This is a genomic window from Dyadobacter sp. UC 10, assembly GCF_008369915.1.
Taxonomy (GTDB): Bacteria; Bacteroidota; Bacteroidia; order Cytophagales; family Spirosomataceae; genus Dyadobacter.
This window is the reverse complement of record NZ_VSRN01000001.1, coordinates 2,680,168-2,704,874: the sequence shown is the minus strand read 5'-3', so window position 1 is coordinate 2,704,874 and position 24,707 is coordinate 2,680,168. Positions and strand designations below refer to the sequence as shown.

General features: G+C 45.3%; 21 protein-coding genes and 1 tRNA gene. 14 read left to right on the top strand and 8 right to left on the bottom strand.

Going from position 1 to position 24,707, the window contains the following annotated elements; translation table 11 throughout:
- Nucleotides 1-15: 15 nt before the first annotated feature.
- Nucleotides 16-672: a glycerol-3-phosphate 1-O-acyltransferase PlsY gene (gene plsY / locus FXO21_RS11210; RefSeq protein WP_149640150.1), complete on the top strand. Its 657-nt coding sequence runs from the start codon at nt 16-18 to the stop codon at nt 670-672.
- An 85-nt stretch (nt 673-757) separates the two neighbouring features.
- Complete coding sequence (locus FXO21_RS11205) at nt 758-2,119, top strand: dipeptidase (protein ID WP_149640149.1); 1,362 nt, start codon at nt 758-760, stop codon at nt 2,117-2,119.
- A gap of 95 nt (nt 2,120-2,214) precedes the next feature.
- Here the strand turns inward: FXO21_RS11205 and FXO21_RS11200 are convergent, their stop codons facing one another.
- Entirely contained in the window at nt 2,215-3,438 is a 1,224-nt protein-coding gene (locus FXO21_RS11200) for a tetratricopeptide repeat protein (protein ID WP_149640148.1), read from the bottom strand.
- A 121-nt stretch (nt 3,439-3,559) separates the two neighbouring features.
- Between FXO21_RS11200 and hpt the strand changes: the two genes are divergently transcribed.
- The 3 genes from hpt to FXO21_RS11185 all read left to right on the top strand — a co-directional run bounded on the left by hpt (nt 3,560) and on the right by FXO21_RS11185 (nt 5,685).
- Entirely contained in the window at nt 3,560-4,087 is a 528-nt protein-coding gene (gene hpt, locus FXO21_RS11195) for a hypoxanthine phosphoribosyltransferase (protein WP_149640147.1), read from the top strand.
- Nucleotides 4,088-4,124: 37 nt separating this feature from the next.
- Entirely contained in the window at nt 4,125-5,525 is a 1,401-nt protein-coding gene (locus FXO21_RS11190) for an MBL fold metallo-hydrolase RNA specificity domain-containing protein (RefSeq protein WP_149640146.1), read from the top strand.
- A gap of 76 nt (nt 5,526-5,601) precedes the next feature.
- Nucleotides 5,602-5,685 (top strand) — tRNA-Leu (locus FXO21_RS11185).
- 23 nt (nt 5,686-5,708) lie between these two features.
- Here FXO21_RS11185 and FXO21_RS11180 read toward each other — a convergent pair.
- Nucleotides 5,709-6,260 (bottom strand): CopD family protein, encoded by a 552-nt coding sequence (locus tag FXO21_RS11180; RefSeq protein ID WP_149640145.1) that lies wholly within the window; start codon nt 6,258-6,260, stop codon nt 5,709-5,711.
- Between the two features lie 151 nt (nt 6,261-6,411).
- On the opposite strand from FXO21_RS11180, the gene msrA reads away from it, so the two are divergent.
- Both msrA and FXO21_RS11170 read left to right on the top strand, forming a co-directional pair.
- Entirely contained in the window at nt 6,412-7,098 is a 687-nt protein-coding gene (msrA, locus tag FXO21_RS11175; protein WP_225865652.1) for a peptide-methionine (S)-S-oxide reductase MsrA, read from the top strand.
- A gap of 132 nt (nt 7,099-7,230) precedes the next feature.
- Nucleotides 7,231-7,761, top strand: coding sequence for a hypothetical protein (locus FXO21_RS11170; RefSeq protein ID WP_149640144.1), 531 nt, complete (start codon nt 7,231-7,233; stop codon nt 7,759-7,761).
- A gap of 65 nt (nt 7,762-7,826) precedes the next feature.
- On the opposite strand, the gene FXO21_RS11165 is transcribed toward FXO21_RS11170, so the two are convergent.
- From FXO21_RS11165 to FXO21_RS11140, 6 genes are all read right to left on the bottom strand, one after another.
- Nucleotides 7,827-8,603 (bottom strand): hypothetical protein, encoded by a 777-nt coding sequence (locus tag FXO21_RS11165; RefSeq protein ID WP_149640143.1) that lies wholly within the window; start codon nt 8,601-8,603, stop codon nt 7,827-7,829.
- A gap of 59 nt (nt 8,604-8,662) precedes the next feature.
- Complete coding sequence (locus FXO21_RS11160) at nt 8,663-9,403, bottom strand: hypothetical protein (protein WP_225865651.1); 741 nt, start codon at nt 9,401-9,403, stop codon at nt 8,663-8,665.
- A gap of 68 nt (nt 9,404-9,471) precedes the next feature.
- Nucleotides 9,472-10,194, bottom strand: a complete 723-nt coding sequence (locus FXO21_RS11155) for an RluA family pseudouridine synthase (RefSeq protein ID WP_149640142.1) — start codon at nt 10,192-10,194, stop codon at nt 9,472-9,474.
- Nucleotides 10,195-10,332: 138 nt separating this feature from the next.
- A complete protein-coding gene (locus FXO21_RS11150) occupies nt 10,333-11,043 on the bottom strand; it encodes an ABC transporter ATP-binding protein (protein ID WP_149640141.1) in 711 nt (236 codons plus the stop codon).
- Nucleotides 11,044-11,058: 15 nt separating this feature from the next.
- Complete coding sequence (locus tag FXO21_RS11145; protein ID WP_149640140.1) at nt 11,059-11,511, bottom strand: hypothetical protein; 453 nt, start codon at nt 11,509-11,511, stop codon at nt 11,059-11,061.
- Nucleotides 11,512-11,551: 40 nt separating this feature from the next.
- On the bottom strand, nt 11,552-14,215 hold the full coding sequence (locus tag FXO21_RS11140; RefSeq protein ID WP_192579204.1) for a tetratricopeptide repeat protein: 2,664 nt from the start codon (nt 14,213-14,215) through the stop codon (nt 11,552-11,554).
- 537 nt (nt 14,216-14,752) lie between these two features.
- On the opposite strand from FXO21_RS11140, the gene atpD reads away from it, so the two are divergent.
- The 7 genes from atpD (at nt 14,753) to FXO21_RS11105 (ending at nt 24,670) form a co-directional block, all read left to right on the top strand.
- Nucleotides 14,753-16,267 (top strand): F0F1 ATP synthase subunit beta, encoded by a 1,515-nt coding sequence (gene atpD, locus FXO21_RS11135; protein ID WP_149640139.1) that lies wholly within the window; start codon nt 14,753-14,755, stop codon nt 16,265-16,267.
- Nucleotides 16,268-16,346: 79 nt separating this feature from the next.
- Nucleotides 16,347-16,589, top strand: a complete 243-nt coding sequence (gene atpC / locus FXO21_RS11130) for an ATP synthase F1 subunit epsilon (RefSeq protein ID WP_149640138.1) — start codon at nt 16,347-16,349, stop codon at nt 16,587-16,589.
- 161 nt (nt 16,590-16,750) lie between these two features.
- Nucleotides 16,751-18,085: an APC family permease gene (locus FXO21_RS11125; protein ID WP_149643460.1), complete on the top strand. Its 1,335-nt coding sequence runs from the start codon at nt 16,751-16,753 to the stop codon at nt 18,083-18,085.
- A gap of 28 nt (nt 18,086-18,113) precedes the next feature.
- Nucleotides 18,114-20,540 (top strand): TonB-dependent receptor plug domain-containing protein, encoded by a 2,427-nt coding sequence (locus FXO21_RS11120; RefSeq protein WP_149640137.1) that lies wholly within the window; start codon nt 18,114-18,116, stop codon nt 20,538-20,540.
- Nucleotides 20,541-20,684: 144 nt separating this feature from the next.
- Nucleotides 20,685-22,436 carry a tetratricopeptide repeat protein gene (locus FXO21_RS11115; RefSeq protein ID WP_149640136.1) on the top strand — a complete coding sequence of 584 codons (1,752 nt, stop codon included), beginning with the start codon at nt 20,685-20,687 and terminating at the stop codon, nt 22,434-22,436.
- Nucleotides 22,426-23,268: a DUF4292 domain-containing protein gene (locus tag FXO21_RS11110; protein WP_149640135.1), complete on the top strand. Its 843-nt coding sequence runs from the start codon at nt 22,426-22,428 to the stop codon at nt 23,266-23,268. Before FXO21_RS11115 ends, FXO21_RS11110 begins: the two co-directional genes overlap by 11 nt.
- Before the next feature lie 64 nt (nt 23,269-23,332).
- A complete protein-coding gene (locus FXO21_RS11105; protein ID WP_225865650.1) occupies nt 23,333-24,670 on the top strand; it encodes a murein hydrolase activator EnvC family protein in 1,338 nt (445 codons plus the stop codon).
- The last annotated feature ends 37 nt before the right edge of the window (nt 24,671-24,707 follow it).

Sequence of the window (24,707 nt, the reverse complement as noted above, 5' to 3'; positions counted from 1 at the left end):
ATTGAATAATACAAAATGAGTGTTGCCTTATTAATAGTATCAATTGTTGCCGCTTATTTGTTAGGTTCTATACCCAGCTCAGTCTGGTACGGAATAGGTTATTTTGGAATCGACGTACGCAAGCAGGGAAGTGGGAATGCAGGTGCTACCAATACATTCAGGGTGCTGGGCAAAAGAGCCGGAACAGTCGTGATGCTGATCGATGTATTGAAAGGCTGGACAGCTACCTGTCTTGCTTCAATGCTATTTTATATGAATGAAATCGGCGAAACCGAGCTGCTCGTGTACAAGATCCTTTTCGGGATTATCGCGATTATCGGTCATATTTTCCCTGTTTTCGTAAATTTTAAAGGCGGAAAGGGAATTGCAACTTTGCTGGGCATGGTCCTGGCGATCCACCCTGAATTAGCTTCTGTTTGCATTACCATATTTATTCTGACACTACTTGCATCTCAGTACGTTTCACTAAGCTCTATTCTGGCGACACTGGCTTTCCCGGTACTTTCCTGGGCAGGTATGTTTGGCCACCCGGAGCCGCTACTGGTCGTATTTGGTTTCGTCATGTTTATTCTGGTCGTTTTTACGCATCAAAAAAACATTGTAAGACTCTTAAACGGTAACGAAAACCGGGTCAATCTTTTCGGAAAATCGAAATCAGCAGTCCGCTCTTAGGTTCTTTAAAACCAAGAAATACTAACCCCTGGGGAAACCTTAGGGGTTATTTTTTTAACTTGTCCCCACATTTTAATCAACAGCAATGCAGACTTACATAGAAGAAAACCGCGATAGATTTTTAAGTGAATTACTCGATTTACTGCGCATTCCGTCTGTGAGTGCGGATTCCAAATTCAAAAACGATATGCTGACTGCCGCCGAATTTGTGCGGGACAGCATCCAGAAAGCCGGCGCAGACAGAGCTGAGATCTACCAAACTGCCGGACATCCGGTTGTGTACGGCGAAAAGATCATTGATCCGAAATTGCCTACTGTGCTCATTTACGGGCATTATGATGTGCAGCCCGCCGATCCATACGAACTGTGGAATTCGCCTCCTTTTGAGCCGGTGATCAAAAACGAGCGCATCTATGCGCGCGGCGCGTGCGATGATAAAGGTCAGTTTTATATGCATATCAAAGCGCTGGAAATGATGGTTGAGACTGGCAACCTGGCTTGCAATGTAAAAATCATGATCGAGGGAGAAGAAGAAATAGGCTCTTCCAATCTCGGGACATTTGTAAAAGAACATCGTGAAATGCTTCGCTGTGACACCATTCTGATATCCGATACAAGCATTATCGCGAACGATGTGCCTTCTATCGAGACCGGCCTGCGCGGCTTGACATATGTGGAAGTGGAAGTAACAGGCGCAAACCGCGACCTGCATTCGGGCGTTTATGGCGGCGGCGTCGCAAACCCTATTAATGTATTGTGCGAAATGATCGCGTCGCTGAAAGATGAAAACGGTCACATCACCATTCCAGGGTTTTACGAAAAAGTAGAAGAGCTTACCTCAGAGCAGCGGAAAGCGTTAAATGCAGCGCCTTTTGATTTGGATGAATATAAAAAAGACCTGCAAATCGATGATATTCATGGAGAGGCAGGCTATTCGACCATCGAAAGAACTTCCGTCCGCCCGACGCTGGATGTGAACGGGATCTGGGGAGGGTATATTGGTGAAGGCGCCAAAACGGTTTTACCTTCGAAGGCAAATGCGAAAATATCGATGCGCCTGGTACCGCACCAAACCGACGATGAAATCCTTGAACTGTTTACAAAGCATTTCGAATCGATTGCGCCGGCATCGGTGAAGGTAAAAGTGACGCCGCATCACGGTGGGCTGCCTTACGTAACCCCAACTGATTCAATAGAATACAAAGCTGCCGAACTGGCGATGGAAGAGGCTTTTGGTAAAAAACCAATCCCGACCCGCGGAGGAGGAAGTATCCCTATCGTCGCGCTTTTCGAGCAGGAATTAGGGTGTAAAAGTATTCTGATGGGATTTGGACTGGATATCGATGCCCTGCATTCGCCAAACGAAAGCTATGGGTTGTTCAATTACTATAAAGGAATTGAGACCATTCCGCTGTTTTTCAAACATTATGCAGCGTTGAAAAAGTGACAACTTGTCAAGCTAAGCGGAGTAGTGGCACGTGCTTCGACTCCGCTCAGCCTGATAAAATCAGGTCGGCTGATCAACCTAGCGCAATAGAAAGGTCACCGCTTTCTTCGCTGGTCTCGTTTCATTTTTTTTAGATTCGCGATCGCGGTTTTGGCTTCCTTATTTTGGCTCGATTTCTTATCCGCACGATCGTCGGCCAGTTTATAGTACTTCAAAGCTTCATCGTAATCCTTTTTAGTTTCAGCAATTTTGCCTAAACCCAAAAGCGACGAAACGTAATATCCCGCATTCATCGAGTTGGTTTGCGTTGAGTACTCGATCGCTTTCTTGTAATATTGGCTCGCCAGATCATAGTTGCGATGGTAGTTCATATTATAGTAAGCAAGTACATAGGCCGCGTTTCTACCACTCACGCCTTCATAACCAGGCATTCCTTTGCTTATTTTGTCGATAATATTCTGCGCAGCACGCTCAGCTTCTCCCATTTTGCCGGTTACAAATGCGGTCCTGCAAAAGTACCGCTCAAAATACGGGTTATTGGGATAAGTCTGCCACATGTATTTCGCCATTTCGTAGGCTTTATTGTACTCATTTTCAATGCTATATATCTGCAATAGAAAATACCTGGCTTCCACCCTCGTGTAAAATGCGTTGTTTCCTACCTTTTCTAATTGCTGCTCGCCCAGCTTTTTGTTTCCTTTCGGAAAAAGCGCTAAAATCGGTTTCAGGATCGGATATTCTTTGGGTACCCACTCCGCGTAATAATTATAGAGCCCGTCACCGAAAAGCAACTCCGGCGTCAGATCACCGTTTCCTTTGCATTGCTCAAAATATTTAAGGGATTTTTTTCCGGCAAACGCTGCTTTTGTCCAGCTTTCACGTTCGGCATACAATCTGCCTTTGAATGCATAAGCCGCGGCCAGGAAAAATGCCGGCTCTACTTTGTTCTTTTCATTGTCGTAGAGCTCCTCAGCCAGGTTAATGGTCGAATCCATTTGCGCCAGGAAAGTCTTATCGTAGGCTTCGTTGTCGGTATTCGGCACTATTTTCCACCACTCGGCAAGCCCCATCAGAAAGTGCGGCATCGGGTGTTTCGGGTAACGGTATTTGAGCCACCGGAACTCTGCATCTGCTTCGTGAAACTGATAATTGTAAAGCATATTGATCGCTTCCGTCGATTCAATCTGCACACTTGGGTTTTTCAGGATCATATCGTAATTCTTGTCCAGTTCGGCCGAAGAATACAATTGAGCGGAAGTGTTTTGGATTGAAATTGCAGTTAAACAGCAGAAGATGATGGTGTTAATGATACTTTTCATAGCAGGGGTAAACTTGTCCTAATTAACGCCGGATTTATATTTTACGTTTGTCATCGGCCCGGTTTTTAAAAAAAGAGTTAATATTGATCCTCAGAGCATTGCCCAAATGACATCCCCGGATATGATTCAGATTCTCGACAAAGCTTTTGTCCCATTCATCCCCACCGCGACCATCGAAACCCGTATTTCCGAGCTTGCCGCATTGATTAGTAAAGATTACGAAAATCATTGTCCTGTCTTTTTGGTTGTTTTGAACGGCGCGTTCCTTTTTGCAAGTGAGCTGGTTAAAAGAATCAATTTGTCCTGCGAAATTACCTTTATCCGTTTTTCTTCCTATTCTAAAACCGAGTCTACGGGCGAAGTCAAAGAAATTATCGGTCTCGATCAAAGCTTAAAAGACAGGGACATCATCATTATTGAAGATATTGTCGATACCGGCCTTACTATGACCAAGTTGGTAATGAAAGTCCGGGAGATGTCGCCTAAGTCGGTTGAAATAGCTACATTACTTCACAAACCGGAAGCACTCAAAACACCTGTTAATATGCGCTATACAGGTTTTGAAATCGAGAACAAGTTTGTCGTCGGCTATGGTCTCGACTACGATGGTATCGGCAGAAACCTGGATTCCATTTACGTTCTCGCGTAAAATCCTTCCAATTATTTAACTACTTAACCTCTTCCCGATGCTGATTCAATTTTTTGGTGCTGCACGTACCGTTACCGGAAGCAAGCATTTGATAACCACTGAAAAAGGCACGAAAATACTACTTGACTGCGGCCTTTTTCAGGGAATCCAGACAGACGAATTCAACCAGAGTTTTGGTTTTAAGCCCTCCGAAGTCGACTACCTGATTCTGTCTCACGCTCACATTGACCACTCCGGACTCATTCCCCGGCTTGTCAAAAAAGGATTCAAAGGTGAAATTTATACCACTGCCGCAACTGCCGACCTTTGCACGGTTATGTTAATGGATAGTGCACATATTCAGGAAAAGGATTTGGAGCGGATCAACCGCCGCAGGAAAAACCAGGGCCGCCCTTTACTCGAAGAATTGTACGATTCGGAAGATGCAGCGCACGCATTGACATTATTTAAAACCGTTAAATATGGTCAGACATTTTATTTGGGTGAGGACAAAGAGGTAGCTGTGCTTCTAACCGACGCGGCGCATTTGCTGGGAAGTGCGGCGGTACATCTTACTATTCCAGACAATGGAACCTTTAAACAGCTGACTTTCACCGGAGATATCGGCAGGCCGGAAGATCGGATACTCAAAAAACCGGACACATTCCCACAGGCGGATATTATCATTTGCGAATCTACTTACGGCGACCGTATCCACGAGAAGGAAGTGGATATGAAGGAGCATTTACTGAAAATTGTGAGAGATACCTGCGTCGACCGAAGAGGCAAACTGATCATTCCCGCATTTGCGATTGACCGTACACAGGAGCTGATCTACGCGCTCGATCAGCTTTACAGCTCCGGATCGCTACCACACATTCCGGTATATATTGACAGCCCGCTGGCAATTCGGGCGACTGCCATTATGAAGGAACACGAAGAATGTTTTAATCCGGAAATCCTGGAATACATTGAAAAAGACGGAGATGCATTCGCATTTCCCTATTTGCATTATGTGTCGGAAGTAGCAGAATCGATTGCTTTGAACGATAAACCGGAACCTTGTATCATTATTTCCGCATCCGGAATGGCAGAGGCAGGACGGATCAAGCACCATATTAAGAACAATATCGGCAACGAAAATTGTACGGTCCTGCTGGTAGGCTATGCGTCCGAGAATACGCTGGCCGGTGCATTGAAACGCGGCGACAAGCAAGTCAATATCTTTGGGGAAAAGTTCGATGTGCGCTGCCACGTGGAAAGCATGGATTCGTTTTCCGGGCATGGAGACTATAATGAAATGCTCGACTTTCTATCCTGCCAGACACCTTCGAGGGTACAGAAAGTGTTTCTCGTCCATGGAGAATACGAAACACAAATATCCTTTAAATTGAAACTGGAAAAGGCTGGCTTTCAAAGCATTCACATTCCAGCGCTTTACGAGAGCGTAAAAATTTGATTTTTTATACGCTTTGCAGGTTTGGCTGACTTGGAAAATCGATTGTGTTGGTTATTTTTGCCAACCCAATTTCAATGCCGAAGTGGTGAAACTGGTAGACACGCACGTTTCAGAGGCGTGTGGGGGTTGCCCCATGCGGGTTCGAGTCCCGCCTTCGGCACAAAGCTGAACCTGATGAGAAATCTAAGGTTCAGCTTTTGTGTTTTTATCCCTCACCCTTTTTACGATCCGCACCGCCGTCATTATCAAAACTGCAAACGCGATCAGCCCGAGTACGCCCCAGAGCCAGTCAACAGTATTTTTCAATACCACCAAAAAAACGATCGAGAACAGAAAGACCGTGGCGACCTCATTGAAAAGCCTGAGTTGGAACGAAGAGAACCGAAATTTTCCCTCTCGTAATTCCAGCAGAATCTTGCGTGTAAATGAATGATATACAAGCAAACCCAGCACAAACAACAATTTCATGCGCATCCAGTCCTGATCCAGCCAGGCGGGAGTAATATAAAGCATTACGCCTCCGCAGATCAGCGCCAGCCAGCAGGCTGGTGTCATGATCGCATTCCAGAGCAATTTCTCCATTTTCGTAAACTGTGCCAGCAGGATTTCCCGCTCGGGATCTGCCTTATCCTTCGCCTCCGTGTGGTAAACAAATAACCGGGGCATATAGAAAAGTCCGGCAAACCAGCTTACTACAAAAATAATATGGAGCGCCTTGAAATGAAGGTATGTCATAAGTTCATCGAATGCCGGAATATGCAGTTGTTACGTCTGTGGTACCGATCCTTTTGTAAGCAAATTTCGTAAATAATGCATCAATACCAGATAGAAAACTTTCTTTATAAGGTATTCGTTAATCTTTTTGACAATAACCCTAATACTAAAAATGAGAACAACCATCCCGATTTTGACGTTCCTCTTCCTGTGCTCCATGGTTGTGATATCGTGCGCTCAGTCGGATAAAAAACAGAAACGAAAAATGGAAAAAGAGGCGGCTTTTACCTCGCTTGACGAAAAGAATGTTGATACTGCAAATATGGAGATTGCCACCTTCGGGACCGGGTGTTTCTGGTGCACAGAAGCTGTACTGGAATCTTTGGATGGCGTAAAAAAAGTTGTTTCCGGCTATTCAGGCGGTCACGATCCAAAACCGAATTATGAGGCAGTTTGCACCGGCAACACCGGCCACGCTGAATGCGTAGAGGTAGTTTACGATCCAAAAGTGATCACCTATGCCGATCTGCTGGAAGCATTTTTCCGCAGCCATGATCCTACTTCGCTAAATCGCCAGGGAAATGACGTTGGAACGCAATACCGCTCCGTTATTTTTTATCATAATGAGGAACAAAAGTCCCTTGCCGAGAAGGCAAAGACTGAATTGGACAAATCAGGAGCGTATGCCAAACCCATTGTGACTGAAATCTCAAAGGCGGTAAAGTTTTACCCTGCCGAAGACTATCATCAGAATTATTACGCAAACAATCCGGACCAGGGCTATTGCGCATTCGTAATTGCCCCAAAACTTGACAAATTCAAAAAAGTCTTCAAAGAAAAGTTGCGTAAAGAAATCTAGTTTAGAAAAAAAGGTGTTGGGCCACTTATAAGGTAAGATACCCCGGATAATAACTATAAATGGCACAAGTTTTGAAGCATTCAATTAAAGGCTTTAATTTGTGCCATTATTAACAATAACTAATCTATTACGATGAAAAAGATTCTATTCATGCTATTAGTTGCCTCGGTTTTGAGTGTAACTTCTGAGAAGGCCTTTGCTCAATATGAAAAAGGCGATAAACTTCTCAACGTTGGTCTTGGCCTTGGTTCTTATTACGGAGGTGGTGTTGCTGTTGGCGCAGCATTTGAATACGGCGTCACCGACTTTATAAGCGTAGGAGCGCAAGCTGACTTTTACACTTGGGGATACAATTATGGCGCTGGTTATAAATATCGTTATACTTTTTTACCAATAGCCGCCAGAGGTTCATACCACTTTGGCAAACATTTTTTGGAAATTGAAAAATTAGACCTTTATGGAGGTGTTTCTCTAGGTTATTACATTTCCAGCTACAAAGCGGATACTCCTTTTGGAGGTGTTTACAACGACACCTACGGCAGCAAAGTACTATTTGGCGTTTTTGGAGGCGGAAGATACTATTTCAAGCCTAACATGGCTGCATTTGCCGAAGTGGGATATAATGTAACTCCGTTAAAAGTGGGGATTACTTTCAAGTTTTAATAGATTATAGAATTCATAAAAAGGCCTGAGAAATTGATTCTCAGGCCTTTTTATGTTGTTTGATCTTAAAAACTAATATTCACAGTAAGATACCCGGCTTGCATATACGAGTTATATCCGGGGCTCACACTAAATACGATCGGTTCGCCTCTGTGAATTAACTCCCTCCTGATCTTGCTGGCTTTCGAGCCATTTTTTCCTGCTTTGATAAACCCAACAGTACCAAATGTGGCTGCACCGGCAAAACCACCAATCATCATCCAGGCTCCGCGTATCGCGCGGCGCTCATCTGCGTAGGTTGCAAAGTTTCCGTTCGCATCTACTGAACCCGCGATAATCCCCGCTCCCACTCCAACGAAGATCAACCCTGCCGAAGTACCAGCGATTCCCAGAACAAGGCCCGTTTTAGATTTTCCTTTATAGTATTTATAGGTGGTCCGAAGATGGTCCGCCGACGAATTTCTAACCTCCTCCATGAACCTGTTCCGCGAACCTGGCGGCGAGATTTGCGCGGGTCGCGCCTGCTGAGAGGCCGCTTGTCCGGGCGAATAATAACTGGGTACTTCCAGCACCGTCTCGAACGTTTCTACCTCACCGTTCCCATATTGGATGGACGCGATTTCGGACTTTTTAATTGTAAATAAGGGCCCTTCCTGATCACTGACTTTCTTGTACTTAATAACTTTGTCGTCCACTTCCTGGATGACAACTTCCAGTTTTGCATCGTCACGCAACAAAATAATATCCGGCTTCCGTGAGGTCTGGGCGGAAACCGGATTTAATAAAAGAAAGAGTGAAATGGCTAACAGCTGAGACTTCAGCAGTGATAAAATTACTTTCATTGATGGAAGGAGCTAAAAATTTAATATTAGCTACCAATGAAGTAATAAATCCGCCTTAATCAAAATGTCATCCGCAACGTGAGGTGGCCTGACTTATTAAACGGGTCGAAACGTGGGCCAATCTTAAATGTAGTAAGTGGCTGGCCGCGCTTTTCCAATTCCGTCTTCACTTTCTCAGCCTTTTTTCTATGAACCCGATATTTATTGAAAGACAAGGAGCCAAACACCACTCCAAACGCCGGCCCCGCAATCGCTAGTGCTCCGCCGAATTTCTTATCATCCGGATCGTCTCCTACCGCAGTAACAATGACGCCGGAAATAAGCGTAGCCACAGCGATCGACGTGAAGACGATTGCGCCCGTTTTTCCGTCTATTGATTTGTTGTGATGATATTCATATTTATCCCGTAGCTGGTCGGAATTTGCCATTACAATACTTTTCTCGAAAGGGTCGGTAGGCAAATTGTTCAGGTCGGCATACTGTCCAACCGAATCAGGTGGTATTTTTCCGGGTTGAATAGAATCTCTGACATTGATTGTCTTCCCGTTTTTCAGTAAAACCTTCGCTACCTGATCCAGGTAAATATAGGTTTTCACGCTATCAGGTGTGCCAAGATCTCGGTAATTGATCTTTTCGTTCGTCATCTGCGTAATCAGCGCCTGAATTTGCGAGCTGTCGCGTTTTACGATAACATCATTTTTGCGGGGGCTCTGTGCATTGGCGAGTTGAGCCAAAAAAATAGAAAACAAGGTGATCAGCAGTACCCGCAGGTTCTTAAATGTGTGTATCCGCATGGACATATAGTTAAGGTTAAAAAATGAAAGCTAAACGTACACAATCTTTTCCTAACCTTTAAAAAATTGTGCTACTACATCCCGAATTTGTTCAATTGCTTCACAAGTACCTCAAAATCTTTGGGATACGGAGCCTCAATGCGGATCCGCTCACCATCCATTAATGCAAAGGAAAGCGAATGCGCATGAAGCGCAACCCGCTGAATAAGAGGCTGTTCCTCGGTTTCCTTCTTCAAATTAAATTTCCGTTTAAGACTGGAAAGATAAATTACCTCCCCGCCATATTGCGCATCGCAAACGATCGGCGCTTTTAAGCAAGACAAGTGAATCCGAATCTGGTGCATGCGACCTGTGATGGGTATACATTCCACTAATGTGTATCCTCTGTAAACCTGTAATGTGTTGAAAATAGTCTCTGCAACCTTTCCTTCTGCCCGGTCGATTTTCACGGCTGTACCATTTTTTAAAGGCAGGATCGGCAAAAAAACTGAAATGCTATCCAATTTATGAATACCATTCGAGACGGCGTGGTAACGCTTTGTCACCTCGCGATGCTCAAATTGCATCGCCAGATGCCGGTAAGCTGCAGGATTTTTAGCAAATGCAAGTGCACCCGAAGTTTCCTTGTCCAGCCGGTGAGCTGCCTGTAATTCAGAGTTGTATTCTTTTGCCAGTCTCAAAACACTACCGCCTCTGTCGGCAGTACGCTCGTCCAGTGTAGCCAGGTGCGGGGGTTTATTTACGACTAAAAAATCCTCGTTTTCGAATAAAATGAGGTCTTTAAAATTGATCTTCATAGTTGGTCTGATAAAAATAATCCGAATGAACTACCGGAAAAGTAACTCATTCGGATCCACGAAGCTTTGAAATAGATCGTCTCCGCTGTTAACACAAAACTAATCAATCTCCATATTATATGACAATCGTTTGAACCTTTAAACCATCGCCGAAACTTTCGTAGGATTAGGATTAATCGTATCCGACTCTACCAAACCGTCGCGTAAACGCACAATGCGATGAGCATAATGCGCAATATCTTCTTCGTGGGTAACCATTACGATCGTATTTCCTTTGCTATATAACTGGTCGAACAAGTCCATGATCTCATAGGAAGTTTTGGAATCAAGGTTTCCCGTCGGCTCATCAGCGAGCAGAATACTGGGGTCATTCACCAGCGCCCGGGCAATGGCAACGCGCTGGCGCTGGCCGCCGGAAAGTTCATTTGGCTTGTGCCCGGCCCGGTTTTCAAGGCCGACGTTTTTCAGCGAAAGCATTGCTTTTTCCGTCCGATCAGACTTTCCGAGACCTGCATATATCAGTGGCAGCGCGACATTATCCAGCGACGACATTCTGGGTAACAAATTGAATGTCTGAAACACAAAACCAATTTCCTTGTTCCTGATCTCGGCCAGCTCACTTTCAGTCATATCGCTGACATCCTTATTATTAAGAATGTACCGGCCGGTAGTCGGAGTATCCAGGCATCCTATAATGTTCATCAACGTCGACTTACCGGAGCCCGACGGACCCATAAAAGCGACATATTCACCCTTATTTACAGAAATTGTTACCGATTTAAGTGCCTGAATTACTTCACTTCCCATCACGTAACGTTTTGCAATCTCGCTGGTTTCTATAATTCTCATATTGAAATTTTCCTGTTAGGATGCTGCCGTTATTTTCCGGAAATGATTTGATACGAATAAAGAAGCCAGGATTACTGCAGCCGAAACACCTTCATTCACCAACTCTCCTTCATTTTTCCAAAGACTGGTCGCCTGATATTTCGCGCTTTCTTCATCATTCCTCACTTCCCATTTTTGTCTTGTCCAGGAAGCGAAGTGCCAATGATAGCTTCTCCCGCTATATTTAATTGTTGCTGCCCCCTTTAAAAGGTGGTACTCGATTTCGCCCAATGTATTTTGGCCCTCAATGTCCCGGATCTCGGTTTTTCTTTGCCAAAATCCCCTGGTTTTAAATCTGAGCATATTCCCGTCGAGCTCGCCATATCCGTCATTTTTCCACGAGCTCGTTTTCAATAACCCGGCTATTACTTTTCCTCTGAAAATCCTGCATTCGGTGCCGGTGAAATTGAATTTACAGGTTAAAGACATTGCTGATGAAGTGTAATTTACAGATAACTAAAATATCAAATCACTGAAATTCCGCCCGCCGTTTTTCGATAAGTGCCTGCATAGGTTGATAGCGGCTGATAAATTGCTGATAGTCGGCGACCGTCGCGTATTGTTTTACTTTCTCTTCGCCTTCTTTTGCCTGGCCGGTCAACCCCTGTTCGAGACTGAGATAAGCATATTGCTCCCAAAGTCTCGCATCATATTCATTATAAGCAAGCGCATTCAGTACCAATTTATACGCTTTATCCGTTTGTTTTTTCCCCCTGAAATAAACCGATGCGGCCGATACCGTCTGTGCATTAAAGGGATTAATATCAATTGCCTTTTGAAAACTTTCGTCTGTCGGCGACTGCAATGCTGTTTTTAATAAAGAGTCACCTGGTGTCTTTGGTCTTACTCCTGAAAAAAGGCTCTGCTTCAAATTCTCAATCGCCGGGTTGTTTTCTTTCTCCTGGATCTTATCTAGCAAAATAGCCGCTACTTCTCTTTTATCATACAGCGCATTCGCAACCGCCATTCCAATTGTTCCTTCGAGACCTTCAACCACAGATAAGTTCTCAATAGCCTTTTCGTATAAACCAAGCTGCAAAAACCAGTGACCCAAAACCTTATGGTATTGATCGCCTTTTTCTTCCTCGTCGGAAGCCAGGGCAGTGAGTGACCGCAAAGCCCGAAGCTTGTCGCCGCTGTAAAATTCAGGATACAGCGCGGCCCAGGTCAGATCCTTCGAGAGGACAGGGTTGTTTGCTGCCAGCTTGGTCAATAATGTCGCGGAAGTATTTTCTGTTCGCGCCTGATTAACAGCATAATTCAGCAAATAGGCGGAAGCCGACACGCTTAAAAGCGAATCCGCCGGCACTGCGCTGGCATTGAAATCCTGTTTCACGAATTGCTGTCTTAAATTCTGAACTGCAAGCCAATTGGCCTGCCACGACAAATAGTTATATTTTTCTATGTTTGATGCCAGCGAGTCCAGCAGACCAGAATCCGTATTTTTTGCCAAAATAGCCAACAGATTGGTAGCCGGAATCTCTGGACGTTTTGCGTTGGCCTGGGCTTTCTCAATATAGTAGTACGCAGAATCCGCCACATTTGTTTTGGAATAAAGCATCCCAAGGTTATTCAGCAGCTCCCCACTTTCAGGAAAGCGGCCGATACCTTCCTGCAAACTATGAACTGCATCAAAAAACAGGTTTTCCTGTGCCAATATCGCGCTCAGCCCAGCATAAGCCTGGGCCGAAGGATCTTTTAATAATGCTTGCCGGAAGTAAAAGGCGGCCGCAGTCCGGTCACCCTGGCGGATAGCCAGCGAAGCGAGTGAGTAATTGGATTTATGGTTCTGAAATTCCTGCCGCAATGCCAGCTTATAGTATTGTTCCGACAGTGTGAATTCCTCCGTCGCCGCGTGCAGGTCGCCTATTCCATTGAAATATCCCGCAATTGCCTGATTGACCGGCAATAGTTTTTGAACAAAGATCAAAACGACAAAGCCCGCAAATCCGAATAACCTGGTTTGCGTCAGCCCAAATCTTAGCGGCTTATACAATACTTTGTAAACTGCCAGTTTTTGCTTGAAAAGGGGATAAAAGTTGACCAAAACGTAAAACAGGAACAATACTCCCATAGCCAGCTGCCCCTGCACCACGACATCTTCCAGTGCTTCCAGTACCGGATCATTCGCACTCCCGGCCATTAATCCCGCAAATGCGACCGCTATGATAAACATGCCGGTGTAAAGCCAAAATCCAGCGCTTCTGAACGGAAGTAAGCCTCCCATCGAATCGGCTCTCCGGCGAAATCCCCAGATTCCGAGGATACCTGCCGCCAGTGCAAGGAAAATCGGATTTATCAATGTTACGTCCCAGTCGATCTGACGTGTGTTTTGCAGGTAAATCAGCAATAATACCAGGAGGTATAAAATGGAAATAACTACAAAATTGATCAGGCCGGTGCTACCCTTTTTTATTGATCCGCTGGTACTCAGCCAAACCAATCCTGCCATAATTTCAGTAGCGGAAACAAGTAGAAAAAGTATCGTTATAATTAGCCAGAAAGGAAAAGAATAACTTGCTGCTGCCAGCGCTGTAAAAGGGGCTGCTGACATAGTCCATGCAATTGATATAACAATGCACGATGCCAGAAGCATTCCCCCAATGCGTAGCGCTATGCCGGCTTCCGGCTTGAAAGCATGGAAATAATAAGTAGTAACGCTGTATATCAATACAGTTAAAATGAAAAGGAGCCTGCTGCCGGCGCCTGCGACTGCCAGCGTTTCCAGTCGTGCAAAACCGAGAAACAATATAAAAACGACCATTCCTGCTAGATACCAGAATCTCGACAAGGTGGTCAGTCCTGCCAAAATAAAGCAGAGTCCGATCGTAGCAAATACCCAAAAAATTCGGACAGTCAGATAATCTACTTCCATGACCGAAGCCATGAAGCTTTCGCTCACAAGATGTGTGGGTGTTGAAACACCGTATTGCCAGCTGCCCAGCTGTAAAATATCAACAACCGAGCTTACTTCCGAAAGCTCACTGACAACATTCCAGCGAATGACGTTACCGAGCGGATCAATGCATTTGAATACAAAAAATACGATCGCCAAAAATAAAACGGTCAGTGCCGCAACAGCCATTCTGCGCTCCGACGCTGACCAAACCTTCCAGAAAAAAAACTCCTTCATATAATAGTTTAAACCGGTGCTTGCCGGATCGTAAAAAGCTTCGTTTAAAACAACGAAAAGTTCAGTAGCCTGTTATTTCGACCAGATCAGTTGTTTTCAGTAATTCAAGTGAATTTGTCAAGTGGGCAGCAGATATCGGGCGAAGCAGCATTCCGGGTCAAACTTTGAAGTGATCCATAGCGCAAGACCCGGAGAAATATGGGAACCCAGAACAATCATCAGCCCGCTCGTAACACCGGATGAATCAGCATAGCCGCTGCGTATTCATATGACAATAAGGCTAAGTGACTATTTCAAATTTACTTTATTTTCATATTTCCTCAAATTCCCGATTGCGATGTTTTCTTGCCGCAAAAAGTTTCTGATTCTATTAATCAGCACAATCATTTGATGCTAAATGTAAAAGAACGCAGTATTGCGAAACACTTTTCTAAAAAATATCCAATAAATCACTTTGTGTCTTCTTGGTACTGACCAAATTATCCTATACTTTTGCGGTCTGAAAAAAACCTCATTAGAGATAATCAAAATCATATAATGGCAAACGCGACAAACATAGGAAAAATTACGCAGGTAATTGGTCCGGTTGTAGACGTATCATTTGAAGATAGCGGTAGCATCCCGTCTATCCTCGATGCGTTAGAAGTCATCAAACCAAACGGTTCGAAAGTAGTTCTTGAGTGTCAACAGCACCTTGGCGAGGACCGTATCCGTACCATCGCGATGGACAGTACCGAAGGTATGCAGCGCGGAATGGCAGTCAGGCCACTTGGTACCCCTATTAAAATGCCAATCGGTGAAGGTATCAAAGGTCGCCTTTTTAATGTTATCGGTGAAGCGATTGACGGACTTACTCCCCTGGATACTACAAATGGTATCTCAATCCACCGCTCAGCTCCGAAATTCGAAGACCTTGCCACTTCAACCGAAATCCTTTTCACAGGTATTAAGGTAATCGACTTGCTTGCTCCTTATGTAAAAGGTGGTAAAATCGGTTTGTTCGGTGGTGCCGGTGTTGGTAAAACCGTTTTGATCCAGGAATTGATCAACAATATTGCAAAAGCTTACGCTGGTCTTTCAGTATTTGCGGGAGTTGGAGAACGTACCCGTGAAGGAAATGACCTGATGCGCGAAATGATCGAGGCAGGTATCATTAAATACGGCGAAGAGTTCAAGCACAGCATGGAAGAAGGCGGCTGGGATATTTCAAAAGTGGATTACAATACTTTGAAAGATTCACAGGCGACTTTCGTTTTCGGACAAATGAATGAACCTCCTGGCGCACGCGCCCGTGTTGCATTGTCAGGTTTGACGATGGCGGAATATTTCCGTGATGGTGACGGCGAAGGTCAGGGTCGTGATATCCTTTTCTTTATCGACAATATCTTCCGTTTTACACAGGCAGGTTCAGAAGTATCGGCTCTTTTGGGACGTATGCCTTCTGCGGTAGGTTACCAGCCAACGCTGGCTACTGAAATGGGACAGATGCAGGAACGTATTACATCTACAAAACGCGGCTCAATCACATCTGTACAAGCGGTTTACGTACCTGCGGATGACTTGACTGACCCTGCTCCTGCTACTACATTTGCTCACTTGGACGCAACTACGGTACTAAGCCGTAAAGTTTCTGAAAAAGGTATCTATCCTGCGGTCGATCCGCTTGATTCGGCTTCACGGATCCTGAACGCCGAGACTTTGGGTAACGAGCACTACGATTGCGCACAGCGCGTGAAAAATATTTTGCAGCGCTATAAAGAATTGCAGGATATCATTGCGATCCTAGGTATGGAAGAACTTTCTGACGAAGATAAGCTGGTTGTATCCCGCGCTCGTCGTGTAGAACGTTTCTTGTCGCAACCATTCTTTGTGGCTGAGCAGTTTACCGGCTTGAAAGGAACTTTGGTTGATATCAATGATACGATCAAAGGTTTCAACCTGATCATGGACGGAGCGTATGACCATCTTCCTGAAATGGCTTTCAACCTCGTTGGAACCATCGAAGATGCGCAGGCAAAAGGAGAAAAAATGCTTGCAGAAGCAACACGATAATCGAAAACCGTTTGTCATAGTTGTTGCTTGTAAATAGAAAAAGCTAACAGCTAAAAGCTAACAGCTAAACGTCGAACAGATGCATTTAGAAATAATTACCCCAGATAAGAAAGTGTTTGCCGGCGAGGCGAATGCTGTGACATTACCGGGTACGGAAGGACAATTTCAGGTTCTGAACCGCCACGCGCCACTTGTGAGTACACTTGGAAAGGGCGATGTGGTGATCGATACAGGAGCTGCAAAACAGTCTTATGTAATTGACGGAGGCGTCGTGGAAGTGCTTAATAACAAAGTACTTGTATTGGCAGAAGCGATTCTCTAGGAAATTAGAACAATAGTAAAAACGGATGCTGTGAAAACGGCATCCGTTTTTTTGTTTCAGCAGGGACTCACCTGATCGTGAAGTATGTCCTTACGAATATGGAAGTTACAAAAAGAAAAAGTTTTCCTATTTTCGAAAAGCACATTCTTTCACGCCCTGATATGACACAGCCCTCTGCCAAAAACGAGCTTTTAAAGATTCTGGGAGTAGGCTTTGGTATTGCGGTCACTGTGGGCGGCACAATCGGTACAGGGATCCTGCGCAAGCCCGGGCCAATCGCGGCACAGCTTGGCGAATCCTGGCTGATCATGCTCCTCTGGGTTGCAGTAAGTCTTTATGCATTTCTTGGTACACTCTGCACCATTGAATTGGGTACTTCTGTTCCAAAAGCCGGGGCCTGGTATGTATATGCCCAACGTGCTTTTGGCAATTACGCCGGCTTCGTTGTCGGGATCAATAGTTGGCTCGGAACGTGCTCCGCCCTGGGTTTTGGAGTCTACACCATGAGCGAATACCTGGCATTGCTCATTCCTAAGCTCACAGGCTACGAACCTTATGTAGCCGCAGCAATATTACTGGTGCTGACCTGCATTCACTGGATCGGGCTTGCCCTGGCGAGCAGTTTTCAAAATATCATGAGTGTTCTGAAGGGAATAGGCCTGTTCGTTTTTGTGGCTGTTTGCTATATCTATGGCGACGAAGTTACCGCGGAACAAGCGCGCAATACAACGAGTCAAATCATCTCAACAGGAAGCTGGATCGCGCCAGTAATCTTCTCACTTCAGGCTATTTTTTACACTTACGATGGCTGGCACACTGCAGCCTATTTTTCTGAGGAAGACAAGGATCCGTCAAAAAACCTTCCAAAATCCATGATAGGAGGTGTTTTACTGATTATCGCGATCTATCTTCTGTGCAATATGGCGATCCTACACATTTTACCAATGAGTGAGCTGGCGCAGTCGAAACTGGCTGCGGCGGATGCGATACGTCTCATTTTTGGTGAAGGTTCCGGCAAAATCGTTACGCTGTTTCTGATGATATCAATTTTAGGGATCGTCAATGCACAGCTGCTATTCAATCCCCGAGTACTTTATTCTATGAGCCGCGACGGATTGTTTCTCCCTGCCGGCACCAATGTCAATACCGGCGGCACACCTGCGGTAGCGATGCTGATTACCTCGGCAGTAGCTGTGTTTTTGATATTGATCGGGAAAGAGGCATGCGAAAAACTCTCAGATATTGCCACTTTCTTTTTTGTTCTCGGATATACTTCCGGCTTTGCCTCCCTGCTGGCGTTACGTAGAAACGAGCCGTCACTGCCCCGCCCATGGAAAGTACCGGCTTATCCTGTATTGCCTGTGGTGATGCTGCTTTGCTCGCTGGCTTTTCTAGTCGGCGCAGTAGTACAGGATCTGGCAAGCAGTCAATATGCATTACTTTTTCTGGTTATCAGTTACCCTGCCTTCTTGTTCGTTCGAAAGGTAAACCGTTAATTAACAGCGATATATAAATCATATTTACATGCGCAAGTCGTCCATTAAAATAGCAAGTATTCTGTTGTTAGTTGTTTTTCTGGCCGCATTTAAATTGGCAGAAGAAGACTTCACAAAGCTGATTTCGGGCAAACTTGAGAAGTTCAGGCAAATGTATCCTGTCGAAAAAGCCTATCTGCATTTGGACAAGCCTTACTATATGACGGGAGATACATTATGGTATAAAGCTTACCTGGTCGAAGGCTCCCTGCATTTTGCCGACAGTGCAAGTAATTTGTTATACGTCGACCTGATTGAGCAGCGTACAGGCAAGAACTGGACACTCAGGCACACGCATATGGACGCTGGTGTTGGCAATGGTGAAATCGTGCTCGCCGATTCAATACCCCCCGGGGCTTATTTAATCAGAGCATATACCAACTGGATGCGCAATTCTTCGGAAGACTTCTTTTTTCAAAAGGACATCTTCATCTTCGACAAAACAGGCAATGCATCTGCACCAGGCACCGGAAAAGTCGACCTGCAATTTTTTCCCGAGGGCGGCGAACTGATCGCCGGAACATCCACCCGAATCGCATTTAAGGCAGTGAATACCAATGGTCTGGGACAGGATATTCGCGGTTTCGTACTTGATCAGAATAAGGACACGGTCGCTTCCTTTAAAAGCGAGCATCTTGGAATGGGCCGAATTCCGTTTTCACCGAAATCAGGCGCTACATATTCCGCATTCCTGCGCGATCAGAACGGTACGATAACAAGCTACCCATTCCCGGAAGTCAAAGAAAACGGATACACACTGCTTGTAGACAACCTGTCAAATCCACTGAAAACCAGAATAATAGCCTATGCAAATATCCCAGGCAAGAGCGAACTACCCGTGCATGTAGTTGGTCATTCGCGCGGGATCGTCGCTTTTGTGGCCAGGGGAAAGATAGGGGCCAAAGGTTTGATGATGCTTGTTCCGAACACTGACCTGCCCGACGGTATCACCCATTTGACTCTTTTCAATAGCGAAAACAAGCCGGTTTCAGAGCGGCTGATTTTTATAGACCATGCCCACAAACTCCGGATTGGAATAACGCCATCCAGGAATACATTCAGGCCCCGTGAAAAATCCGAGATTGAAATAACGGTAAGCGACACGTCAGGGAAACCTCTGGAAGCAAACTTATCTGTCGCTGTTACCGACGCCGGTCAGATTCAGCAGCAAACAAATGACCAGCACATTCTTTCGTATCTTCTTTTGTCTTCTGATATCAAAGGATTTATAGAGCAACCCAGCTACTATTTTGACGAAACCAAGGCTGAAAGGAAAATCCATCGCGATATCCTGCTGATGACCCAGGGCTGGACCCGGTTTCGCTGGGATGAAGTATTGAAAGACTCTCTGCAACCCGCAGAAAGGTTTCTGGAACAAGGCATTACATTCTCGGGAGAGGTGACGCGAAACAATAAAAAACCGGTTGAAAAAACACCGTTATCGGTTTACCTGAGCAACGACAGCCTTAATTCCTTCCTGACAGCTGAGACAGACGAGCTGGGCCGTTTTACACTTTACAACCTGATTTTTGAAGACTCTCTGAGGATAAGGGTGCAGGGAATGAACAAGAAGAACAATCAGAACCTCACAATCAAGGTACTCCCGTTCGCCCCGCCGAAAGTTTCACAGGCAAAAACCCCCTATTTTCCGCTGACGATCGACGGCCAGCTGCTGAGCGAATTTTTGAAGAGAAACGCACAGGATCAGGAGATTGCGCGAAAAATTCGTGAAAGCCGGGAACGGTTATTGCAAGAGGTGACAATTAAGGCAAAAAAAGAAGTTCAGCGCGATTCACGGAAAATTTACGGCACGCCCGACGCTTCCATCAAAATGACTCCCCAGCTGGTCGGCGGGCGTACCAGCGTGTTGGACATACTTGCGGGAAGAGTGGCAGGAGTCCAAGTTGTAGGGTCGGGAATGAATGCTTCGGTATATATCCGGGGAAATCGGAATGAGCCGCAGTTTGTATTAGATGGAATGCCGGTGGATAAAGACTTTATCAGTTCTATGAATGTAAATGACGTGGAATCCATCGATGTGTTGAAGGGAGCGTCTGCTGCAATCTTCGGGATGGGCGGAGGGAATGGAGTAATATCCATATTGACAAAACGGGGAAATGATAATTACGATTATTCGCAGGAAATTGTCCCGGGCGTGTTGGCTTCAAAAATCGCGGGGTTTCACATACCGAAAGCGTTCTACTCACCAGCCTATCCTGCCAATGCGGCCCAGAATGTTGCTCCTGACTACCGATCTACGATTTTTTGGGCACCTATGTTAAAAACTGATAAAAATGGAAAGGTCCGTTTGCAATATTACAATTCTGATGCCGCAACAACCGTGGATATCCGGGTTGAAGCACTTAGCGCAACGGGCCTTCCTGGCTTTGGCAAATCCACATATTCAGTCAATTAAGGAAACAAGAATACGCAGCTTTCGACGTTAGTATTCTTATTTGAATAGTCTTTGAAACTAGTTCTACAGACAAAATTGGTAACTTTGTTGTTTACATTGAAATAGCCGGTCACGTCTCGGAAACTGATGGCATCTGATTGAATTATGAAGACCGTATATTTAAAGTTGACCCTTCTGATCATATTGCTGGCGAATTGCTTCGCTGCTCACGATACTATTGCCCAGCGCCGCGGTAAAGAACGTGAAAAAGATGCTGTTAAAACCGACACGGTAGCCCTCCGTATAGAAACGGAATCGCTTGCAGCAGAAGGCATGAAATTCATGATGAAGGATGAACCGGAACGTGCGTTGCCTGTTTTTGAAAAACTGGTTCAGGAAAACGGTCAGGATCCTGCCAGTCACTACCTGGTCGCCACGGCACTGATCAAGCTGGAGAAGTTCGACGAAGCCATCGTTCCCGCCAAAAAAGCCTTCGATCTCCGCAAAGAAAATATCTTCTACGCCCAGCAGCTGGCAGAACTTTACGCAAAACGCAGGAAATACGCGGAGGCTGCCGAAATATACGAGACCCTCGTCGCCAAAAATCCTGAAAACATTCAATATGGTATTGAGCTCGCTGCGATTTACGTTTTCAACGACCAGCCTGAGAAGGCAATAGAAACGTATAATGTCCTGGAAAAATCGATGGGCATTACAGAGGAAATCACGCACCAGAAGCAGCAGCTTTATTTGCGCCAGAATAACCTGGACAAAGCACTGGCAGAAGCTAAAAAGCTGATCGCAGCCGAACCCGCCGAGGTAAGCTATCGGGTGGAGCTGGCAGAACTGCTGATCGCGAACGACCGGATCATCGAGGCTGTCGCGCCACTAGAGGAGGCGCTTAAAATCAATCCTGATGAAGCGCAGGCGCACGTTCTGCTGGCGGATATCTACCGTCGCAACGGAGATGTCCAGAAATGTAACGAAGAACTCAAGCTGGTTTTTGCCAATCCAAATCTGGACGCCGACCCGAAGATCAGGGTTTTGACTGGATACCTGACAATGTTGAAATCGGAAGGTGAGATCAATGATGCAGTTGCGCTGGCCAAGCAGCTTTCCGACACGCATCCTAATGAATCGCGCGCCAATGTGATTTACGCCGATTTGCTTGTTCGCCAGGATAAAAAGGCTGAGGCAAGGGATATGTACACCAAGGCAAGCCGCATTGACGGTTCTGTTTTCCAGGTTTGGGCAGCGATTTTACAGCTCGATGGTGACCTTAACCAGGTGGATAGCATGCTGGTGCATTCGGAAAAAGCCCTTGAATTGTTTCCAAATCAGGGAATGTTCTGGTACTCGAACGGCACAGCCCATTTGATGAAAAAAAATTTTAAGGAAGCAATTTCCTCTCTTGAAGAAAGCCTTAAGCTGATCTCAAACAACCCCGAGCTGGTGCCTTATATTCATGCACAACTCGGTGATGCCTACAACGGGCTGGGCGATCATGCGAAATCGGACGCGGCTTACGAACAGGCCTTGAAAGCAAATCCGGATAACGATCACGTGCTCAACAATTACAGCTATTTCCTTTCTCTACGTAAAGAAAAGCTGGACCTGGCACTCAAAATGTCTGAAAAACTTGTTCAGCAACATCAAAATAACCCCACTTACCTGGACACTCATGCCTGGGTACTGTACATTCGTAAAGACTATAAAAAAGCCAAGGAGTTTCTGGAAAAAGCAATGACCGACAGTTCCACTGTAAGTGGCACGATTGTTGAGCATTATGGAGACGTTCTTTTCAAATTAGGCGAAAGGGACAATGCAGTGGCACAATGGAAGAGGGCAAAGAGTATGGGAGAGACCACCGAACTTCTTGACAAAAAAATAGCAACGGGTGCATTACATGAGCAATAAATTTTCCGCCGGGCTGCTGGCCATTTGTTTAATATGGTTTTCAGCCTGTCACAAGCAACGTACTTCTAAAAGAAATAAGAACAATCCGGTCGCCGATTCCACTCTTAGCCAGACAATTCCACCTATCATTGACTCGCTAAAAGCCGGCACTCCGGAGAAAGTGGAGCCGGTTAAGATCAATGAAATAGAATTCAGCTACCTCACCGCCAAATCCAAAGTTTCACTGGCCAGCAAATCTCAAAACTTTGATAATGCCAATGTGAATATTCGCATGAAAAAGGATAGCGTGATCTGGCTCTCCGTTACCGGGGTCGGTCTCGAAGTAGCGCGGGGATTGATTACGCGCGATTCTATTGTATTCATGGATAAAATCCACCGCGATTATTTTGTTTTCAACTATGAACAATTGAGCAAGCAGTACAATTTTGACCTGAATTTCGATTTATTGCAGGCTATGATTATCGGAAATCTTCCTTTCGAACCTCAGCCCGAGGCTAGGTTTGTCAAAATGAATGAATTCTATGTTTTGAAACAGATCAAAGACAGACTGGAAGTGGATAATTTCATCAGTGAAAGCACACTGAAATTGTCAAGATTGAAAGCAGTAGAGGTACCTACTCAAAACACGTTTACGCTTGACTATGAAGAGTTTAAGGATGTCAATAGCTTTTTATTCCCCTTTACCAGCATTATTAATCTGAATGTCAAATCCTTGAAAGATCAGCAGGTGAGGGAGACCAATATGCGCATCAGGCATAGCAAGGTCGAAATGCAAATTGAGAGCCCGGGATTTCCGTTCAGTATACCTTCCAGCTATAAACGCAAAAAATAAAGTCAGAAAGTCTGCTTAAATTTGCCAGCCAGGACTTGTATTTTGCCTGCAAGAATCAATAAATATGCTCATTAGTCTTCCCGGTAGCCGTCGTTTACTTTTAATGCTGACGTTCATTCTCTGTTCGTTATCCGGTGTGTACGCCCAGAAAACCAGAGAACAGCTTGAAAAAGAGAAAAGTGAAAACCAAAGCAAAATCCGGGAGATCCAAGGTATTTTGAAACAAACTTCTTCCCAGAAGAATGTCAACCTCGGACAATTAAAGGCGCTTAACCAGCAAATCAACACCTATAAAAAACAAATTGACCTGCTTTCTGATGACCTTGACCTGCTCAATGGCGAATTGAAGGTTTTGGAAAAAAAGCGCCAGTCGCTTGACAGCAGTTTAAATGTGCTCAAAGAAGAATACGGGCATATGATCTACGAGGCTTCTAAAAGGAATGTCTATTTTAATCAATTGGTATTTTTATTTTCAGCAGGCACATTCAATCAGTTTGTACTGAGGTACAAGTATCTAAAGCAATATACAGAAGCAAGACAAGGCCAGGCGAAGGAGATCGGGATATTACAGGAAAAGCTGGCCGATGAACGCAGGCGTATCACGGCCAAAAAGAATCAGCAAAAAACTGTTTTGGATACCCGGGTATCTGAAAATACAAAGCTGGAAGGCCTCAAAGTAAAACAGAACGAGGTTATTCAGGAACTTTCACAGAAAGAAACAGAACTTCGTAAGCAAATAGCTGAAAACAAGCGTGCTACCGATCTCCTGGAAGCTAATATCCGAAGAATAGCAGAACGGGAAAGAAGGGAACGTCTGGAACGGGAGCGCCGCGAACGCGAAGAGCGGGAAGCTCGCCGGAAAGCCGAAAGAGAACGTATTGCCCGCGAGAATGCCGAGCGCGAGAAAAAGGGAGAGGCTGCTATTGTAGAAGCCCCCAAAGAGGAAGAGCCGGTGATTTCGAGTGGTATGAGCGAAGAGGAAACAACACTCGCCTCGTCATTTACCGCATCGCAATCCCGCCTACCCTGGCCTGTGAAAGGCTTCGTATCAGGACATTTCGGGCAAAGACCTCATGCGGTTTTGAAAGGTGTAATGGTGGATAACCTGGGCGTCGATATTCAGACCACCGCGGGTGAACCCGTTCGGTCAGTCTACGATGGTGTGGTACTCGACGTAACTGAAATGCCGGGAATGGGCAATGTGGTGGCTATTCAGCATGGAAACTACATGACGATTTATGCCAAAATGAACGGAGTAACCGTTCACGCGGGACAGAAAGTGAAGGCGAGGGAAAACATCGGCCGCGTGGCCACGGACAGCGATGGTACATCTGAACTCCAGTTCCAGATCTGGAAAAACACCTCCCGTCTTAATCCTGAAAACTGGCTCATCAGGCGTTAATGCTGGTTCGGTAGCACTATTACAAAAAGTCAATTGT